Below are 17718 nucleotides of genomic sequence, written 5' to 3'. Positions count from 1 at the left end.
CTTAAAACTCCACTACTTCGCTACTAGCTTCTTTAACTGATAAATTCTGCGTTACTAAATCCGTTACTTCTATATAGGCTGCTATCCCCGCTACTGTGGGATACTCAAACATCATCTGTATAGATAAATCAAGTTCAAAAGTTGAGTTGATTTCTGACAGGACTTGGGTAGCGAGTAAGGAATGTCCCCCTAGTTCAAAGAAGTTGTCATTAACGCCAATGCGTTCAACCCCTAAGACTTGGCTCCAGATTTGAGCAAGTTGAGCTTCAATAGGCGATCGCGGTAAAACAAAGCCAGTAGAAAGGTTTCTAGTTGCTGTATCAGGTGTTGGCAAAGCGCGCCGATCAATCTTGCCATTGGGGGTTAAGGGTAGGGCATTGAGGACAACAAAAGCTTGCGGAACCATGTAATCGGGTAGCTTCTGTTGGATATATTCTCGGACTTGTGGCACCAGTTTTTGGACTAGCTTGCCGTATAGAGGATTGTTAGTGTATTCAGTCCAGGGTTTAGTTGTGATGGCTGAACTATCCCAAAAGGGGATTGTGCCTTGTACCTCAGATGTCTGCGTTGAACTATTGCGGTAGAACACCACATCATAGCAACCATCCTGGCTACTCTCCCACCAACTCAGGTGGACAGTGTAACCGAGTTGCTGTCCCAACTGGTAAAACTGCTCTGGATTTACCCCGACTGTTGGCTGTTGTGCTAGGAATTGCCGCAGTTGCCCTACTGTTTCTACCGCCGGGGGATTTTCTAACCACTGCCAAATCTGCAATGCCTGCTGTAATCGTTGATTCGGTACGCGCCTAATTCCCAACAGTTCTGGCTGCTCTTTTTGCAGTTGATGTTGAATTTGTGTGAACGAGAGCTTGTCTAGTTGCCAATTTAACCAATCAACGGTATTTACCTGAACATGAGTCCCAACATGGAGGGTGACATCATAGCGGAATTGAGTTAGCTCATTTTGCGCGTAACCGCGTTTTGGTTGAATCTCTACCCAAGCAATCTGGGGAAAACGTGTCTGAAGGGCAATAAAGAAACCCGGATCGATGACTAATTCTTCTTCGGTAGCCATACTCTGATGTACTTGCTGTTGCCATTGCTCAATAGTTCTATCAACAGCCGCTTGGGATAACTGCACGGCTGCATGGTATTGCTCCAGTAACGGTAAGCTGCGGACATCACCCACGAAGATTGTTCCTTGTTGGGTAATTGCTGTAATTGCACCCTCGATCACCTGCAATAGATACTCAATGCTGGGGAAATATTGGATGATTGAGTTCAAAACTATAGTGTCGAAGTTTCCTTGTGGGATGCCATCAAAGTTATCCGCCAGTTGATGCAGTAGCCGTACATGAGTTAGACCCTCAACAGTACTGCATACCTGCTCAACGTGCTGTATGGCGGCGATCGAATAATCGGTTCCCCAATATTGCTGACAGTGTTTGGCAAGACGAGATAACAGTAAACCTGTTCCACAACCAATTTCTAATACACGCTGGGGAAAGTTAGCTTTAATTCGGCTGACTGTACTCTCAACCCACTCCTGCATTTCCCGATCTGGGATGGGAAGCTTTGTGTACGAACTGTTCCAACCAGCAATATTAAATGTCAGATCGTCTGTAGTTTGATTTTGGCTGTAGAGTTGTTCATAGAGAGTTTGCCAATCACTAACATACTCACTCTGCCATTGAGAAACTTGCTGGGGTAATGTTTGACGATGAAGTGCAGGCACTAAGTAAGCTACCAGACGTTTATCACCAGGGGTATCTTCTCTTACTACCACAACACTTTCTTGTAGTAAGGGGTGTTGACTCAAAACGGTTTCAATTTCTCCTAATTCGATACGGAAACCGCGAATCTTCACCTGATAATCAATCCGACCAAGAAATTCAATATTCCCATCACTTAAATAACGTGCCTTATCCCCAGTTTTATATAGTTTTGAATTGTTAAAGGAACTGGGAATGAACTTTTGAGCAGTTAACTCGCTTTGATTGAGATATTCTTTGGCTAGACCATCACCGCCAATATAAATTTCTCCTGGTACGCCCACACCAACTGGTTGTAGTTGGGGATCTAATAAATAGATTTGCGTGTTGGCAATTGGTTGCCCGATGGGAATAGTTGTAGCGTCTTCGTTTACTTCCTGCACCAAGTACCAGGAACTAAATGTAGTATTCTCTGTGGGCCCGTAAACATGGAGTAGTCGCTGCGGCGCACCATTTTTGAGTACTTCTTTGACCCATTTAACATCAACTGCTTCGCCACCAAATAGAAGATGCCGTAATGAACCCAAAGCATAGGGTACTTCTTGAGCGATTTGATTGAACAAGGCAGTCGTTAAGAATAAAACGGTGATACCTTGCGATCGCAGAAAACCTGCAAACTCTCTGGGTGAAAGTGCCAATTCTTTACTCAGCCCTACCAACCGCGCCCCATTCAGTAGCGCACCCCAAATTTCAAAGGTCGCAGCATCAAAGGCATAATTTGAGGCTTGGGCAATGACATCTGTTGGTTCTATGTCAATGTAGTTTGTGTTGATTACCAAGCGGTTAACTGCTCGGTGATGAACAGCAACACCTTTGGGTTTCCCTGTGGAACCTGAAGTGTAGATGACGTAAGCAAGATTGTCAGGTGTTACTTTCGTTGCGGGGTCTTGTTTGCTTGAGAGAGCGATCGCTGCTGCATCGGTATCAAAACAGACAACACGCGCTTGGTGTTGAGGAATAACATGAGCTAATTTCTGTGTTGTCAACAGCACTGATAGCTGGGTGTCTTCTATGATGAAGGCTAAACGTTCTTTGGGATACTCTGTATCCAGAGGCACATACGCTCCGCCTGCCTTGAGAATTGCCAACAACCCGATAATCACAGATACAGAACGCTCAACACAAATACCCACCAGCACGCCCGGTTTTACGCCCAGTTTTTGCAAATAATGTGCTAATTGATTTGCCTGTGCATTCAACTCCTGATAGGTGAGCTTTTGTTCTCCAAATACTACAGCGATCGCATTACTGTTCCGTTCGACTTGGGCTGCAAACAAATGATGGATACATTGGTCACTGGGATAATCCGTTTGTGTGGCGTTCCACTCTACTAACAATTGCTGCCTTTCTTGTGGTGTCAGTAGAGGTAATTGGCTGACTGGTTGTTCTGGGTTGGCGATAATTGCAGTTAATAAATTCTGGAAATGCTGCATCATGCGGGCGATCGCCGCCGCATCAAATAAATCAGTGCTGTAATAGCAAAAGCCCTCAAGACCTTCGGGAACTTCCCAGAGGTGAACTTCTAGGTCAAACCGCACTGCATCAAGTCCCCAAGGCATTTTTTCAACGCTTAAACCAGGCAGATCCCAAGGGTTGGTCGGCGCATTCTGAAGGGCAAACATCACTTGCACCAGTGGGTTGCGATCTAGGTTACGCTCCAGTTGCAACTGCTCAACTAACATCTCGAAGGGTAAATCTTGATGCTCGTAGGCGTTTTGAGTCACCTGTCGCACCTGCTCCAGCAATACTTGCAAGGTCATTTCTGGGGACAAATCAAACCTCAGTGCCAGTGTATTGACAAAAAAGCCAATTAACCCTTCTATTTCTTTGCGGTTACGATTAGCGATCGGGGAGCCAACTACAAGATCCTTTTGACCACTGTAGCGAGACATTAAGACAACGAATCCCGCCAGCAGTGTCATAAACAGCGTGGTTCCCGACTTGTTGCTCAGTTGTCTAAGTGCAGAAGTTAGGGAAGCATCTAACTGAAACCGCTCTGTACCCCCTCGGAAAGTCTGGATAGCGGGACGGGGGCGGTCTGTAGGCAATTCCAGCAAAGGTGGCGCACCCGCTAACTGTTGCTTCCAGTAACTTAACTGACGTTCTAATACCCCAATTGTCAGCCATTGGCGTTGCCATAAGGTAAAGTCAGCATACTGTACAGGTAACTCTGGTAATTCAACCGCGCTATCTATGGTAATGGCTCGATAATGAGCAGAAAGTTCACGGTTTAAAACACCTATAGACCAGCCATCAGAAGCAATATGGTGAATGGCTATCAGTAGTATGTACTCGTTAGCTGCAACTTGCCACATCTTGACACGCAACACTGGGTCTTTAGCCAGATCGAATGGTTTGTAGGCTTCTTTAATTGCTAGTTGCTTCGCTTGTTTGGTGGAGTCTGCCACATTTTGTAGATCCACCACTGCTAACGTTATGTTGATGTTGGAGTCTATTACTTGTACTGGCTGATCGTTCTTAATTTCAAAGCGAGTCCGCAGAACTTCATGCCGTTGCACCATCGCTCCAATTGCGCTTTCTAAAGCTTTGATATTGAGGTTCCCTACCAAACGCATAGCGAAAGGCATTGTATAAGCACCGCTTTCGCCCTCTAACTGATGGAGAAACCACAGGCGCTCCTGCGCCCAAGATAGGGGTATGTCTTTTTTGGAGGAAACAGGTGCGATCGCTGGTAGCTTTAGACCAGAACCTGTTTTAAGTTCACTGGCGATCGCCTCACTTAAGGAGGCAACTGTTGGTGATGCAAATAAAGAACGCAACGGTAATGAAATTCCAAAAGATTCTGGTAAACGAGAAATTACTTGCGTAGCTAGTAGGGAATGCCCCCCTAGCTCAAAGAAATTATCGTGAATGCCTACTTTCTCTAACCGCAGCACTTGCGACCAAATCAGGGCTAATTTTTCTTCAACGGGGTTGCGGGGTGCAATAAATTTGTCTGCGATTTCACTGCGTACATCCGGTGCAGGTAAGGTGCGGCGGTTTACCTTACCACTAGGAGTCAGGGGTAAGGCTTCTAGAATCACAAAAGCACTGGGTATCATGTAATCTGGCAATTTGGCTTTCATAAATTGCCGCAGTTCGTTGCTTGAAGGTATGACCTCTTTTTGCGGCACTATGTAGGCGACTAACTGCTTTTGCCCAGGGCGATCCTCGCGGACGATGACGGTAGACACTTGCACATCATGATGATGATTAAGTAAGGTTTCAATTTCTCCTAACTCAATGCGGAAACCCCGGATTTTTACTTGATTATCGATGCGACCCAGGTATTCAATATTACTATCCGGTAAATAGCGTGCTAAATCTCCTGTTTTATATAACTTACCTTCTCCCGTCTCATCAAAAGGATTGAGGATAAATTTATCTTGTGTCAACTCAGGACGGTTAAGGTAGCCTCGCGCTAATGAAACACCACCAATGTACAATTCTCCTGGTACACCGATAGGTACAGGCTGTAAATATTTATCTAGGATGTAGATTTGTGTGTTACCAATAGGACGACCAATAGGAGGAAGTAACGGCCAAGTATCCACTGAATTAGACAGTGTAAAAGTAGTGACTACATGGCTTTCTGATGGCCCATAGTGATTGTGCAAAGTACAATCATTTAATTTGTTGAACCATTGAGAAATAGCCCCAGTAATCTGCAACTGTTCCCCAGCAGTGACGATTTCTTGCAGATGGCTATTAACTAATCCACTGCTAATAGCAACTTCAGCTAGTTGTTGTAAGGCTACGAAGGGAACAAACAGTCTCTCAACAGCTTTTTCTTGGATAAAACCTAACAAAGCTACGGGATCTCGTCGTAGTTCTTCCGTAATTAAGAACAATGTGCCTCCCGAAAACCAGGTAGAAAACATTTCTTGGAAGGAGACATCAAAGCTAATAGGAGCAAATTGCAGCGTTTTTGCTCCAGTAGAAATTGGATTATTTTGCAGTTGCCACAGAATCAGATTGTTAAGGGCAAGCTGATTCATAGCAACACCTTTAGGTTGACCTGTAGAACCAGAGGTGTAAATTACATAAGCTAAGTTAGTTGCTTGCGCGTCACAGATGAGATTATCCTGACTCGACCGGGAAATCAGTTGCCAGTTGGTATCTAAACAAATAAGCTGTGTTTGTTGCTTGGGTAGTCTTTCGAGTAGTTGCTTTTGAGTCAACAATATGGATGTCTGAGCATCTTCGAGCATGAAGCTTATACGCTCTTGGGGATACTCTGGGTCAATTGGCACATAAGCACCACCTGCCTTGAGAATACCCAACACTCCTATAATCATTAAGAGCGATCGCTCTATACATAACCCAACCAATGTATCTGATTTGACACCCAAAGATTGCAAGTAGTGCGCTAAAGAGTTAGCGCGACAGTTTAATTCGCGGTATGTAAGTTGTTGATTGTCAAATACAACTGCTACAGCATTTGGAGTACGTTCTACCTGTTCCTCAAATAACTTATGGATACACTTATGGGCAGGATAATCAGCCTGAGTATTGTTCCACTCCACTAATAACTGATGTTGCTCTGGTTGTGTTAGCAGTGGTAATTGGGAAATCCTCTCCTGTGGGTTAGCAACAATACCTTCTAGCAAGGTGACAAAATGCCCTACCATCCGGGTAATTGTAGCTTGATCGAATAAGTCAGAATTATATTCTAAACTTGCACTCAGCCCTTGCTCGCTCTCCGTCATCGACAAAGTTAAGTCATATTTAGCTGTTGAGTTTTCTATTTCTAGGCGAGTTAGAGATAAACCAGGCAAATCCAATTGTCCAGGCGGCGTATTCTGCAAAATGAACATTACCTGAAACAAGGGCGAGTAGCTGAGGTTTCTTTCTGGCTGTAAGACTTCTACTACTTTCTCAAACGGCACATCTTGGTGAGAGTATGCTTCCATTGCCACTTGGCGTACTCTTTGCAGTAACTCCCAAAAGCTAGGATTTCCAGAAACGTCAGTACGCAACACCAAAATATTGACAAAAAAGCCGATGAGAGATTCTATTTCGCTACGGTTGCGGTTGGCTATTGGAGAACCGACGAGAATATCTTGTTGATTACTGTAGCGTGATAGTAGGATGACAAAGCTAGTCAGCAAAGTCATAAATAAGGTTGCGTCTGACTTTTCGCTAAGGCTTTTAAGTTTTTGAGTCAGATGCTCATCTAACCCAAAGTGCTTGATACCACCATGATTTGTCTGTATTGGTGGGCGCACTCTGTCGGTAGGAAGTTCTAGCAGGGGAGGCGATCCTGTTAATTGTTGCTTCCAGTAGTCCAGTTGAGTGTCCATTACTTGACCTTGAAGCCACTGTTTCTGCCAAACAGCAAAGTCTGCATACTGAATGGGCAGTTTAGGCAATGGAGAAGGTTTACCAGTGGAAAAAGCTCTATATAATGCTGTCAGTTCGCGCCACAAAACACCTTCAGACCAACCATCAAAGGCAATGTGGTGGACGCTCAGGAGTAGGACATATTCATTTTCATCCAGATGCACTAAGGAAGACCGCAACAATCCTTGTGTTAAATCAAAGGGTTGTTGCACTTCGTTTTTAACGAGTTGCAAAACTTGATTTTCTCTTTCCCTTTCAGGAAGTTCCTGAAGATTCACTACAGGTAAGGTCAAGTTGAGGCTAGGAGCAATTACTTGAACAGTGTTGTTTTTTGAAGCTAAAAAGTTAGTCCGCAAGACTTCGTGGCGTTGAATAATTGCGTTGAGACTATCTTTTAATACAGGAAAGTTCAGCAAACCCTTGAGGTGAAAAGCAAAAGAGACATTATAAGTGGAGCTATCTTGCTGTAACTGGTAAAGGAACCATAACCTTTCTTGAGAAAAAGACAAAGGCGGGTGTTCATTCCGCGATACAGTTACTAAAGCTGGAGCTTGATTCTGTAGATCGAGAATGCTGGCGATCGCTTGCCAGATATCTTCTCCTGTTTTTCCTGACTTGTTTGGTTCTTGTGAATTTACTTCAACAAAGTAGCTCATTGTAGTCTTTTTACTTCAGGTTTTTAGGGATATGCTGGAGTTTATAAAAATTATTAGTCTTGCTTTTCATTAATTAGCTTGACAATAGTTGCTACACTTTGAAAATTTTCTGCATTAATATCAGTAGCTGCAAATTTAATTCCAAAAGTATTTTGTAGTTTCAGGACAAGCGTCATGGCATTGACAGAATCCAGCCCAATGCTAAAAAGATTGCTAATGTCTGATAAATCTTCTCTATTAATATTTGGTAAAACACTCAAAACAACATTTCTGGTTTTTTGTTCAATTAAATCAATGCTTTTCATGATTTGACGGTTTCAGAGAAATTATCAATTAAATTTTTTCTTAAAACTTTACCTAATGGACTTTTAGGAATTTCGTCACGAAATTCAATAATCTTTGGTAATTTAAAATCAGCTAACCTGCCTTTACAGTAAGATAAGATATCTTTTTCGTCACAACTATCTCGGTTTTGAGGGACTATAACCGCTTTAATAATTTCTCCCGCATACAAGCCTTTGATGCCAACAACAACTGCTTCTTTAACTTGATTGTGAGTTATCAAGATATTTTCTATTTCTAGTGGATCGACTTTGTGACCTCCTGTATCAATGAAGATTTGCTTTCTTCCAGTAATATAAACACGTCCGGCTTCATCTTTTTTGCCCAAATCACCAGTTAAAAAAGAACCCTTTTGAAATACCTGTTGATTGAGTTCTGGCTTATTACTATATCCTCTAGTCAGTGCTTGACTTTTGATGACTATTTCTCCAATACTTCCAGATGGTAGTTCTTGTCCTGCCTCATCAATAATTCTAATATCGATATTTTTTAAAGGAAGTCCTACAGAATCGTAGGTATTTTCTAGGTTTTCATCTAGGTTAATCGCAACAGAACCGGCTTCTGTACAACCATAAAGTTGTCTTACAAAAATGCCAAATCTCTGAAAAAACTTATCAAAAATATCTTTTGATAAAAAGTTACCTGCGCAAAAGCATAGTCTCAGCGTAGAAACATCAACTAGAGTATCTTTTGGTGTTTCAGCTAAAGCATTAAAGATATAGGGAACACCAGGTAAAATAGTAATCTTCTCTTTTTCTATAAGTTCTAATATCCTAAAACATCTAAAAATAAATGGAATTTCAATGGTTTTACCTTGATGTAAAACTGGTTCTAAAATCACCAGAGTTGCACCATTATGTATAGCAGCTAATAAGCAATTTCCTAAACCGTGTGCGTGATACAGTGGCACTATACATAAAATATTATCTAATGGAGATATATTAGTAGTTTCAGTAAAGTTTTCAACTTCGTGATATAAATTATTTTGGGTTCTACATACTCTTTTAGGTCTGCCTGTAGAACCAGAGGAATATTGATAAAGTACATCACCTGTAAAATTAGAGGTACTTTCTGTAATTGTTAAGTTATCTATTTGTCTGGTAAGTAGAGCAGTATCATCAAGAACAATTAATTCTATATTTCTGTTTGTTTTTGAGATAATTTTACGACTAATTTCTGCCCCATCGCTATTGGTAATAATTGCACTAGCATTGCTGTCGATGATGTAGTAGTCAAGTTCACTTTCTTTGAGAAGGGGATTGATTGGCAAGGCTATAGCATTTATTCTGGCAGTAGCATAAAAGGCGATCGCAAATTCTGGGCTATTATGTAAAATTAAAGCTACGCAGTCACCTTGGGTAATACCAATTGTGTTTAAATTCTCACTTAAATGTGTGATATTAGCATAAAGCTCTTCATAGCTGATTTCCAAACTATTATAGACAATAGCAGTTTTTTCAGGATATTTTTCGGCAAGATTTGCAAGTCTTTTGTTTAACATCATTACCTTAATTTATCAAAACATAAAAACTTCATTAAATCTGTACTTAGTTCGTAGAGTAAATCATTAATTGCTTCTAAGGAAATAGCTTTCTGGAAACTTTTCAGTAATCATTATTATCGGCTTTTTATTAGAAAAAACTCGATAAGTTCGAGAAAGCATTTGGTCTTCTCTGGCTATATTAAAATAGTTAGATAAATCATTAGATGTTTCTATAGCCGAATCAATTATTTCTTTAAATGTCTCAAGTTTATGTTCTAACCAGAGCCTACCTATTGGTTCCTGGGATTCGATTAGTCTGGACTTCAACCTGTTATCTAGTCTATCAGGTACAATTATGGATTCAGCATAAATAAAATTATTGAGGCTAATCTTTCCTTGTAATAATATTTTTCTTTCAATTATTTGAGTACCAATGTTTAAATCTAAAGCTGGAACAGGTTTTGTAAGTTGGACTAATTCTTCTGATAATTTGACTAATTGAATTTTTTCAAATAGATAAGCTTCTAATATTTCTGTTAATGTACCATCACTTGTCAGCAAAATTCTTTGAAATGGGCTTAGATTTAATGGTTCAATGTGATTTTTTTTCAATGTGTTATACATTTTTACCTAAATTATATATAGTTTTGTTGTATTTTATAAATTTGTTTTATTTAATTGTTTTTTTGCATATGTTCAATTCACAACAATATCAATTTTATCAATAAAATGCAACAGCAGTTAAGAAAGATAAGAAATAATATTTACTTCCTGTATAAACAATTAAGTGGAAGTTTAAGAGATTATGAGTAGACATTTAAGAAAGTTAAGAAAGTTAAGAAATAATATTTACTAAATCAATACTTCGACATTGGTGAAATATTAAGATAATTTTACTTTTGTCAATTAGAAATTATACTGGCAATTTAGAAAAACACAGGTATTAAGTTAACTATTGTACTTAATTTATGGGGCAAGGCGTATCAAGATTAAGGGATCGCCTGCTCAAAAATTGTGTTTCCGACCCCATTTCCAACTATATCCTAAGTACTATTACTTATTGACAAATGGTATTTGACCTTAAACTCTCACGAATGACACATCTGTCAATATGATCTATCCATTACCCGGATTTTTATCAACATTTGCGAGAGTATTCACTCACGTTTTGTGTAACCCTGATTCCTTCGGTGTTAATTCTCAATAAGAACGCAGTTTTAGCGAGAAGATTAAAAGCAAGTTTGTCAAGTATGTCTAATACTTCACTCTTCAAGATACTTATTAATCAATAATTTCAAAATTCTTAAGAAAGATATGGATAGTCAGTAGACCGAAAACTTTTGCGATGCCTGCGCCGGGCGTAGCCATCGCTCTAGAGTAGTGACTGTATGTAGCTTATTTTGAATTCAAAAACTGTATTTCCAAATACGTTTGAATTTGCGATCGCACGGTTTAATTCGCCCCAATGCCATCGGTTTAGGACTAGATACAGATATCGACGGTGCTTTATATGCAGCAGACGGTAACGTTTCGACGCTGCTTTATATCTTGGGAACTCCGCGCAAGGGCGACTTGTGGGAAACTATTGCTGTTCCAGAATTACGGGTACAAGCGCAGGAATTATCTGAGGCGTTGTTGCAGTCGCTACCAGTGCGTGTACGTCCTATTCCACTATGCCTAGGTAATTCTTTTTCGCTACTTCTTTTGGGCGTTCATCACCTTTAAACCCGACTATTTCAAAAGGCGCTTCACTCAAAAACGTTTTTAGCGTTTGGTTGTTCCATTCGGGATAAGGGGTGACTACAGAAATTTTCCTAATTGTTTAGGTATGTCAACGCTTCTAATAGAGCTAAAGTAGGCACAATAACGGGTACTCCTAGCATCTGTGTGAAACGTTGCTCTAATTTTTCGGCAAAAACTCGCCCTCGGTAAAATGTTGCTGTTGTGAAGCCGTATGCTCCAAAATGTACCCCGGCTCTAGCTAATTTTTCTACTTCCTTAACAGCTTCTTCATTGATGTCATCCATTGATTCATAGCTTTCATAGGCGTGTGAGCATTGAGCAATATGAATGCTGACTTGACTGGAAAAAGCAGAGTGAAAGTCCGGCTCAAACGTGGTGTTACCTGCTGGTACTAGCAAACCAAGACGGATCTGCCTATTAGAGTCAACTTTTGAGTACATTATGATACCTCTTTTTGACAAGCCTGATTATGTCTAGATATTTATTTAGTTACACTAATAATTAGGTATACATATTTTCATAAAGACTGTATAATATTAAAAATACGCTAAGTCGACCGATAAACTGTAATATACCATCTAACTGACGTAGATACCTGCCAGTCAATTATTTAACTGCACTAATCAACACATCTCGCTTCTGTCTTATTGCTTCAGTTGGAGTTGTGCAATCTCAAATAGTCTGCATGTCACGATTATTACAAGGAAAAGATTTTATGAGCAACATACAACTGTACTTCGCCAAAGCCTCTACCTTCTCTCAACGAACTCGTGTCGTCTTACTGGAAAAAGGTATTGACTTCACCCCGATAGAAATTGACTTACAGAAAAAACCAGATGGGTACACGCAGATTTCCCGCTATGGCAAAGTTCCAGCTATCAAACATGGGGATGTTGAAATTTACGAGTCCGCTATCATCAATGAATATCTAGATGAGGTTTTTCCCGAACCACCATTGTTACCCCGCGATCCCGCAAATAAAGCGATCGCTCGGATTTGGATAGACTACGCCAATACTCGCCTTGTCCCAGCTTTTAACAAATTTCTGCGCGGTAAAGATAGCACCGAACAAGAACAAGGACGAAAAGAGTTCACAGAAGCACTTCTATATATTGAACAAGAAGGATTAGGCAAAGGTGATTACTTATTAGGAGATCAGTTTAGCCTTGTTGATATCAGCTTCTATCCTTGGTTTGAACGTTTACCACTCTTAGAACACTTCCGTAAATTCACACTACCGGCCGAAACACCTCGTTTGCAGACATGGTGGAACAGCTTAAGCGATCGCTCCTCAATTCAAGCAGTAGCAAACCCTGTGGACTTCTATTTACAAAGATTCGCCAAAATTCTCGGTGAACCTGTTCCGGTTGGTGCAGTTCAAAAATAGGACACAGAGATTGACAGAAATTAACCAAAATCCAAAATGGGATAACCTATGAGCTTAAATAACCAAGTTCTAGACAAACCAATTTCCGCAGAACTGCCATACGTAGAGGCTAACCTCAGTTACCTGGTTCCGATGGCAGAAAAACCTGTTAACTATACTTATGAACCACCGCCAGGGATTCCCCGCACGAATGCAACTTATCAGACGCATAAACTGCCAATTTACAATGCTCGTTCTATCTCAGAGAATATCTCGTTAGATAGAGAAGGTTTTGCGTTTACTGGACATAATACTAATGTCCGCAACTTTTACGATGAAGACGAAGTACGTCGCGTCTACTATCTAGAAGCCGAGCAATTGTTAAAAGAAGTGACAGGTGCAACGAAGGTAGTAATATTTGATCACACCCTGCGTAACGCTGGTCTGTCAAAGCCCGGTGAGAATAACATTAAAGAACCTGCCTTGCGCGTACACAACGACTTCACCGCCAAATCTGGCTATACTCGCGCCCGTTTGGAACTCGCAGCACGAGGCATAGATGATATTGATGCGCTACTAAAACAACGATTCGCCATCATCAATGTTTGGCGATCAATCGCAACACCAATTCAAGAGTCACCCTTAGCAGTGTGTGACGCACAAAGTATCGCACCCACAGACATTGTGGCTGGTGATTTAGTCTACCGCGATCGCGTCGGTGAAACATACGGAGTCACGTATAACTCTAAACATAAATGGTTCTACTTTCCGCAAATGCACAGAGACGAAGCACTATTTATTAAATGCTTCGACTCCGCAGAAGACGGACACGCCCGTTTTGCAGCCCATACAGCTTTTGAAGACCCCACCAGCCCAGCCAACGCTCCTCCACGAGAAAGCATCGAACTAAGGACATTCGTCTTTTACCCAGCATAGATTCCTCCAATTCTTATTCTCTGCGCCTTTGCGTGACGGACACTTTGCTCAAGTCGGCAGAGCCGCCCACGCAAGTGTCCTCCTCTACGTGAGGTAAATCCACAATCTTATTCAACTTGGAGTAAATATCATGACTTCCCAACACTTTGACATCAAACCAATCGCCGGACGTATCGGTGCAAAAATCATTGGTGTTGACTTGAGCAGTAACCTCAGCAATGAAATCATCAGCGATATCCGTAAAGCTTTAGTTAAACACAAAGTCATCTTCTTCCGAGAGCAGAACCTTGACGCTCAAGGACAAGTAGCCTTCGCCCGACGCTTTGGAGAAGTCACCACAGCCCATCCCACCGTTCCCTCATTGCCAGAAAACCCAGAAGTTCTTGATCTCAATTACGGTAAGACTGTGAGCCGTGCCAATAATTGGCACACTGATGTGACATTTGTAGATCGTCCCCCTCTTGGTTCTATTTTGCGGGCCCTTGTCATCCCACCATCAGGAGGTGATACGATTTGGGCAAACTCCGTAACTGCCTACGAAGATTTACCAACTCACCTGCGTAATCTTGCTGACCAACTCTGGGCAGTACACAGCAATGCCTACGATTATGCAGCAGCTACAATTGACTTGCCAGAAGAAGTCTTAAAGCATCGGGCTGTTTTCACCTCGACTGTATACGAAACCCTGCATCCAGTTGTCCGCATCCATCCTGAATCTGGTGAACGTGGGTTATTTATTGGTGGGTTTGTGCGCCGTCTGCGTGGTTTATCACAGAATGAATCTGATGAAATCGTGAAATTGTTCCAAGCTTACATCACACGTCCTGAGAACACAGTCCGGTGGCGCTGGAAAGTTGGTGATGTGGCTTTCTGGGATAATCGCGCTACTCAACATTATGCGATCGCAGACTACGGTAATCAACCTCGTCACGTTCAACGAGTTACACTTGTGGGTGATATTCCTGTTGGTATTGATGGTAAGCAGAGTGAGGCTATCAAGGGAGATTCTTCTGCATATAACCGACGTGAACCTGCTTTAGTTTAGGAGGAATTGGATCGGAGTTTTTCTTAGTTCCTGTTGCTCTTAAAGACAGTAAGATAATTCAGAAGTCAGGAGACTTGTGTATTCAGACTCCTGATTTCTATCTAAAAAATGTAATTTTGTTTGAATAGTATACTTTTTACAATACCTTCGCCAATTTACGAGGGTGAGTTGATGTCTGAACTTCCATATCTGCTGATGCTTGGCAAAATCATTTTGTCCTAAAAATTCCTTTAAGGTTTCCCACAAGGCTTTTTTTAACGTACTGCCCACAGCATCAAGGGTTTAACTTTCATTGCTACCTGATAAGCTAAAAACTTATGTATAGGTCATTTTGCCATTTTTGCCAAAATTTTTGTAGGCTCTTATTTTGGCAAAGGTATTGCATTTAAGTTTCACTTTTAAAGTTTTGAGGAGTCAGGAGCCAGAATAAAGATGCCTCCTGACTCACTACTTCAGGCTAGATTCAACTAGGGCGAACGCATCTAAATTACTCTTTATCGCAACGAAGGTTAAAAACCAACGAAAAAATCAGGATTTCGCGCTTGATTATTTTTTAAGCCCCAAAGCGATCGCCTAAAATTTTCGCAATAAGCAAGAGTTAATGACATTAATTTTAGTTCTATTGAGAATAGACTTTGCTTGTTGACATGATGCGGTCGCCCTGGTAGTAGCATACAAAGCGAGATGAGAGAGAAATATCTTCCTCATCTTCTCGATCCTTCCTATTCGCCAAAACTATCAATATGACAACAACAACTAACCCCGATTTCAAGGCTCTTGAGGCACTACGCCTAATCGGTCCTCATCCGGAAAACTGGGTGAGCGATCGCCCAGGCATCGACCACAATGTGGCAATAGTAGGTGGTAGTGGCAGCGGTAGTGTCTTTGCATTTGCGCTACGGCGTGCAGGTATCGGTCGCGTGACAGTAATCGATGCAGCCGAGGACGAGAGCCTTGCAGGCGTGTGGCTGACACGAGCGCGGATGAAAAAGCTCCGCACGCCAAAGAACCTGCCCGGCCCCGAATTAGGCATCCCAGAACTATCTTTTCAAGCATGGTACGAAGCACGGCACGGCGCTGAAGCATACGCAGCTATAGACCGGATTCCACGAGTGACTTGGGCTGAGTACCTTAGCTGGTATCGGCAGATCCTCGGCATTTCAGTTCGTTACCAAACAAAGTTAGTACAGATAGAGCCAGCCGCAGGTTTCTTTCGCCTGCACCTTGAGGTAAACGGTGTCCCGCAGGTGGAAACCACACGTAAGATTATCTTTGCTAACGGTGTCGCGGGTACTGGTGGCCCAAACATCCCTCCAGTATTGGCTGACTTACCACGCACCCTGTACGCACATACCGCCGATGCCATCGATTTTGAAGTGCTGCGCGGTAAAACTGTAGCAGTGTTGGGTGCGGCGGCTTCAGCTTTCGACGCAGCAGGGGTAGCCCTGGAATCGGGAGCAAAGGCAGTACATTTGTTCGCACGGCGTTCGGCGATCGCATCTCTACCAGTGTTACGGGTGCGGGGATATCCTGGCGCTTACTACAACTATCCACAACTGCCTGATGCAGCTCGCTGGTTCCAAGCTTGGCGCTTTCGCCAAGTAGGTTCCACACCGCCACCGGATGCGGTTGAGCGAGCCATCGCCTTCCCCAATTTTCACTTACATTTATCTGCACCTTGGAAATCGGCACAGGAAAAAGGTGGACGTATCGTTGCCCAGGTGAAAGATGATGTTTTCGAGTTTGATTTTGCGATCGCTGGTACTGGTTATTTCGTTGACCCGACAAAGCGCCCCGAACTAGCCGACTTTGCCCAACACATTGCCCTGTGGCGCGATCGCTACGAACCACCAGCCAATCAGCGCGATGATGAATTAGGAACGCACCCCTACCTGGGTAGTGCCCACGAATATCTAGAAAAAGTACCTGGCACTGCGCCCTACCTCAAAGACATCCACATCTTCAATCCAGCTGGTTTCGTCAGCTTTGGGCTACCCATTGGTGATGTACCCAGCATTCGCCGCGACGTGCCTGTAATAGTATCTCGCATCAGTCACGACTTGTTCTTCACTGACTGGGAGCAGCACGAGGCACGCATCACCAGCGACAACATTGCACCGGACTTTAAGGACTCACTATACGCCGCCGCAGTGTGGAAGCAGCCGGTCAAGGCTTCAGTTAGCTAAGTCTGCGTAGGATTAAGAAGCACAGGGACAGGCTTGCCGTGAGTGTAGCCGAACGGAGTGTGGGCAATACTTGTCGGGTTTTGGGGAAAAGGGAAAGAAAAAACCTTTAACCTTTTCCCCAAACCCAATTCCGAGTTAAGAATACAAAACCCAAGCAGTATTGGGAGTGTGGGGAGTTTTCTGCCCCATCTCCTCATCTTCTCCATACCCTATACAAAACCTTAGAAGAATCCTCTTGTCGGCAGAGGCGTGCCGTTAATTTCGTAGTCTGCGATTGCACGGGCTTTGAAGTGACTGGGGTTATGTGATGCCAAAGTCCGGGCGTTTCGCCAATGACGATCGTAGTTGTAGCTTTGCTTGGTCGTTGAAGCTCCACCAACTTCAAATAGTAGGGTAGCAGAACGTAGTGCCAAGTCATCGACAATCAATTTGGCTTTGGCTGCACTTAAAGAAGCTGCTAGCGCCGCTGCTGTTTCCGACTCTTCACCCTGGGCTTGGGCACCAGAGAGGCGATCGAGAGCATCAGCGGCGGCCAGCACGATCGCTTCGGCGGCAAAGGCATTGGCGGCAATCTGACCGACGGTCTGCTGCAATAGCGGGTCATCTGCTGCTTGCTCGGTTACGGCATGGTAGAAGATTCTAGGTCTTTTACGGACAAGGTTTGTTGCATCGCGCAAGACGCTGCGAATAATCCCAGCGTTAATTGCAGTCAGAAACAATTGCGGCACAATGTTGTAGGGTAGGTTATCTGTATCTGTATCTGTATCTGTATCTGTATCTGTATCTGTATCTGTATCTGTATCTGTATCTGTATCTGTATCTGTATCTGTATCTGTATCTGTATCT

11 protein-coding genes are annotated in these 17718 nt (G+C 42.6%); 5 read left to right on the top strand and 6 right to left on the bottom strand.

Features of this window, described 5'->3' with window-relative positions; all coding sequences use genetic code 11:
• Window position 1 precedes the first annotated feature (1 nt).
• The 4 genes from V7K44_RS31195 to V7K44_RS31180 form a co-directional block, all read right to left on the bottom strand.
• Window positions 2-7771: an amino acid adenylation domain-containing protein gene (locus V7K44_RS31195; RefSeq protein WP_334937659.1), complete on the bottom strand. Its 7770-nt coding sequence runs from the start codon at window positions 7769-7771 to the stop codon at window positions 2-4.
• A 53-nt stretch (window positions 7772-7824) separates the two neighbouring features.
• Window positions 7825-8076, bottom strand: coding sequence for an acyl carrier protein (locus V7K44_RS31190; RefSeq protein ID WP_334937657.1), 252 nt, complete (start codon window positions 8074-8076; stop codon window positions 7825-7827).
• Window positions 8073-9617: a class I adenylate-forming enzyme family protein gene (locus V7K44_RS31185; protein ID WP_334937655.1), complete on the bottom strand. Its 1545-nt coding sequence runs from the start codon at window positions 9615-9617 to the stop codon at window positions 8073-8075. The genes V7K44_RS31190 and V7K44_RS31185 overlap by 4 nt, the downstream gene beginning before the upstream one ends.
• Before the next feature lie 63 nt (window positions 9618-9680).
• Complete coding sequence (locus V7K44_RS31180) at window positions 9681-10220, bottom strand: chorismate--pyruvate lyase family protein (RefSeq protein ID WP_334937653.1); 540 nt, start codon at window positions 10218-10220, stop codon at window positions 9681-9683.
• An 807-nt stretch (window positions 10221-11027) separates the two neighbouring features.
• Here V7K44_RS31180 and V7K44_RS31175 point away from each other — a divergent pair.
• Entirely contained in the window at window positions 11028-11321 is a 294-nt protein-coding gene (locus V7K44_RS31175; RefSeq protein ID WP_334937651.1) for a hypothetical protein, read from the top strand.
• Between the two features lie 89 nt (window positions 11322-11410).
• Here the strand turns inward: V7K44_RS31175 and V7K44_RS31170 are convergent, their stop codons facing one another.
• Window positions 11411-11779: a hypothetical protein gene (locus tag V7K44_RS31170; RefSeq protein ID WP_334937649.1), complete on the bottom strand. Its 369-nt coding sequence runs from the start codon at window positions 11777-11779 to the stop codon at window positions 11411-11413.
• Window positions 11780-12054: 275 nt separating this feature from the next.
• Here V7K44_RS31170 and V7K44_RS31165 point away from each other — a divergent pair, with 275 nt between their 5' ends.
• The 4 genes from V7K44_RS31165 to V7K44_RS31150 all read left to right on the top strand — a co-directional run bounded on the left by V7K44_RS31165 (window position 12055) and on the right by V7K44_RS31150 (window position 16872).
• The gene (locus tag V7K44_RS31165; RefSeq protein ID WP_334937647.1) at window positions 12055-12726 is read left to right on the top strand and encodes a glutathione S-transferase family protein; all 672 of its coding nucleotides are present in this window, start codon (window positions 12055-12057) and stop codon (window positions 12724-12726) included.
• 48 nt (window positions 12727-12774) lie between these two features.
• Window positions 12775-13641 carry a CmcJ/NvfI family oxidoreductase gene (locus V7K44_RS31160; protein WP_334937645.1) on the top strand — a complete coding sequence of 289 codons (867 nt, stop codon included), beginning with the start codon at window positions 12775-12777 and terminating at the stop codon, window positions 13639-13641.
• Window positions 13642-13771: 130 nt separating this feature from the next.
• A complete protein-coding gene (locus V7K44_RS31155) occupies window positions 13772-14686 on the top strand; it encodes a TauD/TfdA dioxygenase family protein (RefSeq protein ID WP_334937643.1) in 915 nt (304 codons plus the stop codon).
• 743 nt (window positions 14687-15429) lie between these two features.
• Window positions 15430-16872 carry an NAD(P)/FAD-dependent oxidoreductase gene (locus V7K44_RS31150; RefSeq protein WP_334937641.1) on the top strand — a complete coding sequence of 481 codons (1443 nt, stop codon included), beginning with the start codon at window positions 15430-15432 and terminating at the stop codon, window positions 16870-16872.
• Between the two features lie 221 nt (window positions 16873-17093).
• Here the strand turns inward: V7K44_RS31150 and V7K44_RS31145 are convergent.
• A partial coding sequence (locus V7K44_RS31145) for an acyl-CoA dehydrogenase family protein (protein ID WP_334937639.1) occupies window positions 17094-17718 on the bottom strand: 625 nt, incomplete at its 5' end.

Origin of the sequence: Nostoc sp., from assembly GCF_036917235.1 — a bacterium.
In the GTDB taxonomy this organism is placed as follows: Bacteria; Cyanobacteriota; Cyanobacteriia; order Cyanobacteriales; family Nostocaceae; genus Nostoc.
This window is presented reverse-complemented; position numbering and strand designations above follow the sequence as displayed.

What these genes read in the sequence shown, in the direction of transcription:
- V7K44_RS31180 (WP_334937653.1), bottom strand. Translation starts at nt 10,220, where the DNA reads ATGTATAACACATTGAAAAAAAATCACATTGAACCATTAAATCTAAGC.
- V7K44_RS31185 (WP_334937655.1), bottom strand. Translation starts at nt 9,617, where the DNA reads ATGATGTTAAACAAAAGACTTGCAAATCTTGCCGAAAAATATCCTGAA.
- V7K44_RS31160 (WP_334937645.1), top strand. Translation starts at nt 12,775, where the DNA reads ATGAGCTTAAATAACCAAGTTCTAGACAAACCAATTTCCGCAGAACTG.
- V7K44_RS31155 (WP_334937643.1), top strand. Translation starts at nt 13,772, where the DNA reads ATGACTTCCCAACACTTTGACATCAAACCAATCGCCGGACGTATCGGT.
- V7K44_RS31195 (WP_334937659.1), bottom strand. Translation starts at nt 7,771, where the DNA reads ATGAGCTACTTTGTTGAAGTAAATTCACAAGAACCAAACAAGTCAGGA.
- V7K44_RS31150 (WP_334937641.1), top strand. Translation starts at nt 15,430, where the DNA reads ATGACAACAACAACTAACCCCGATTTCAAGGCTCTTGAGGCACTACGC.
- V7K44_RS31190 (WP_334937657.1), bottom strand. Translation starts at nt 8,076, where the DNA reads ATGAAAAGCATTGATTTAATTGAACAAAAAACCAGAAATGTTGTTTTG.
- V7K44_RS31165 (WP_334937647.1), top strand. Translation starts at nt 12,055, where the DNA reads ATGAGCAACATACAACTGTACTTCGCCAAAGCCTCTACCTTCTCTCAA.
- V7K44_RS31170 (WP_334937649.1), bottom strand. Translation starts at nt 11,779, where the DNA reads ATGTACTCAAAAGTTGACTCTAATAGGCAGATCCGTCTTGGTTTGCTA.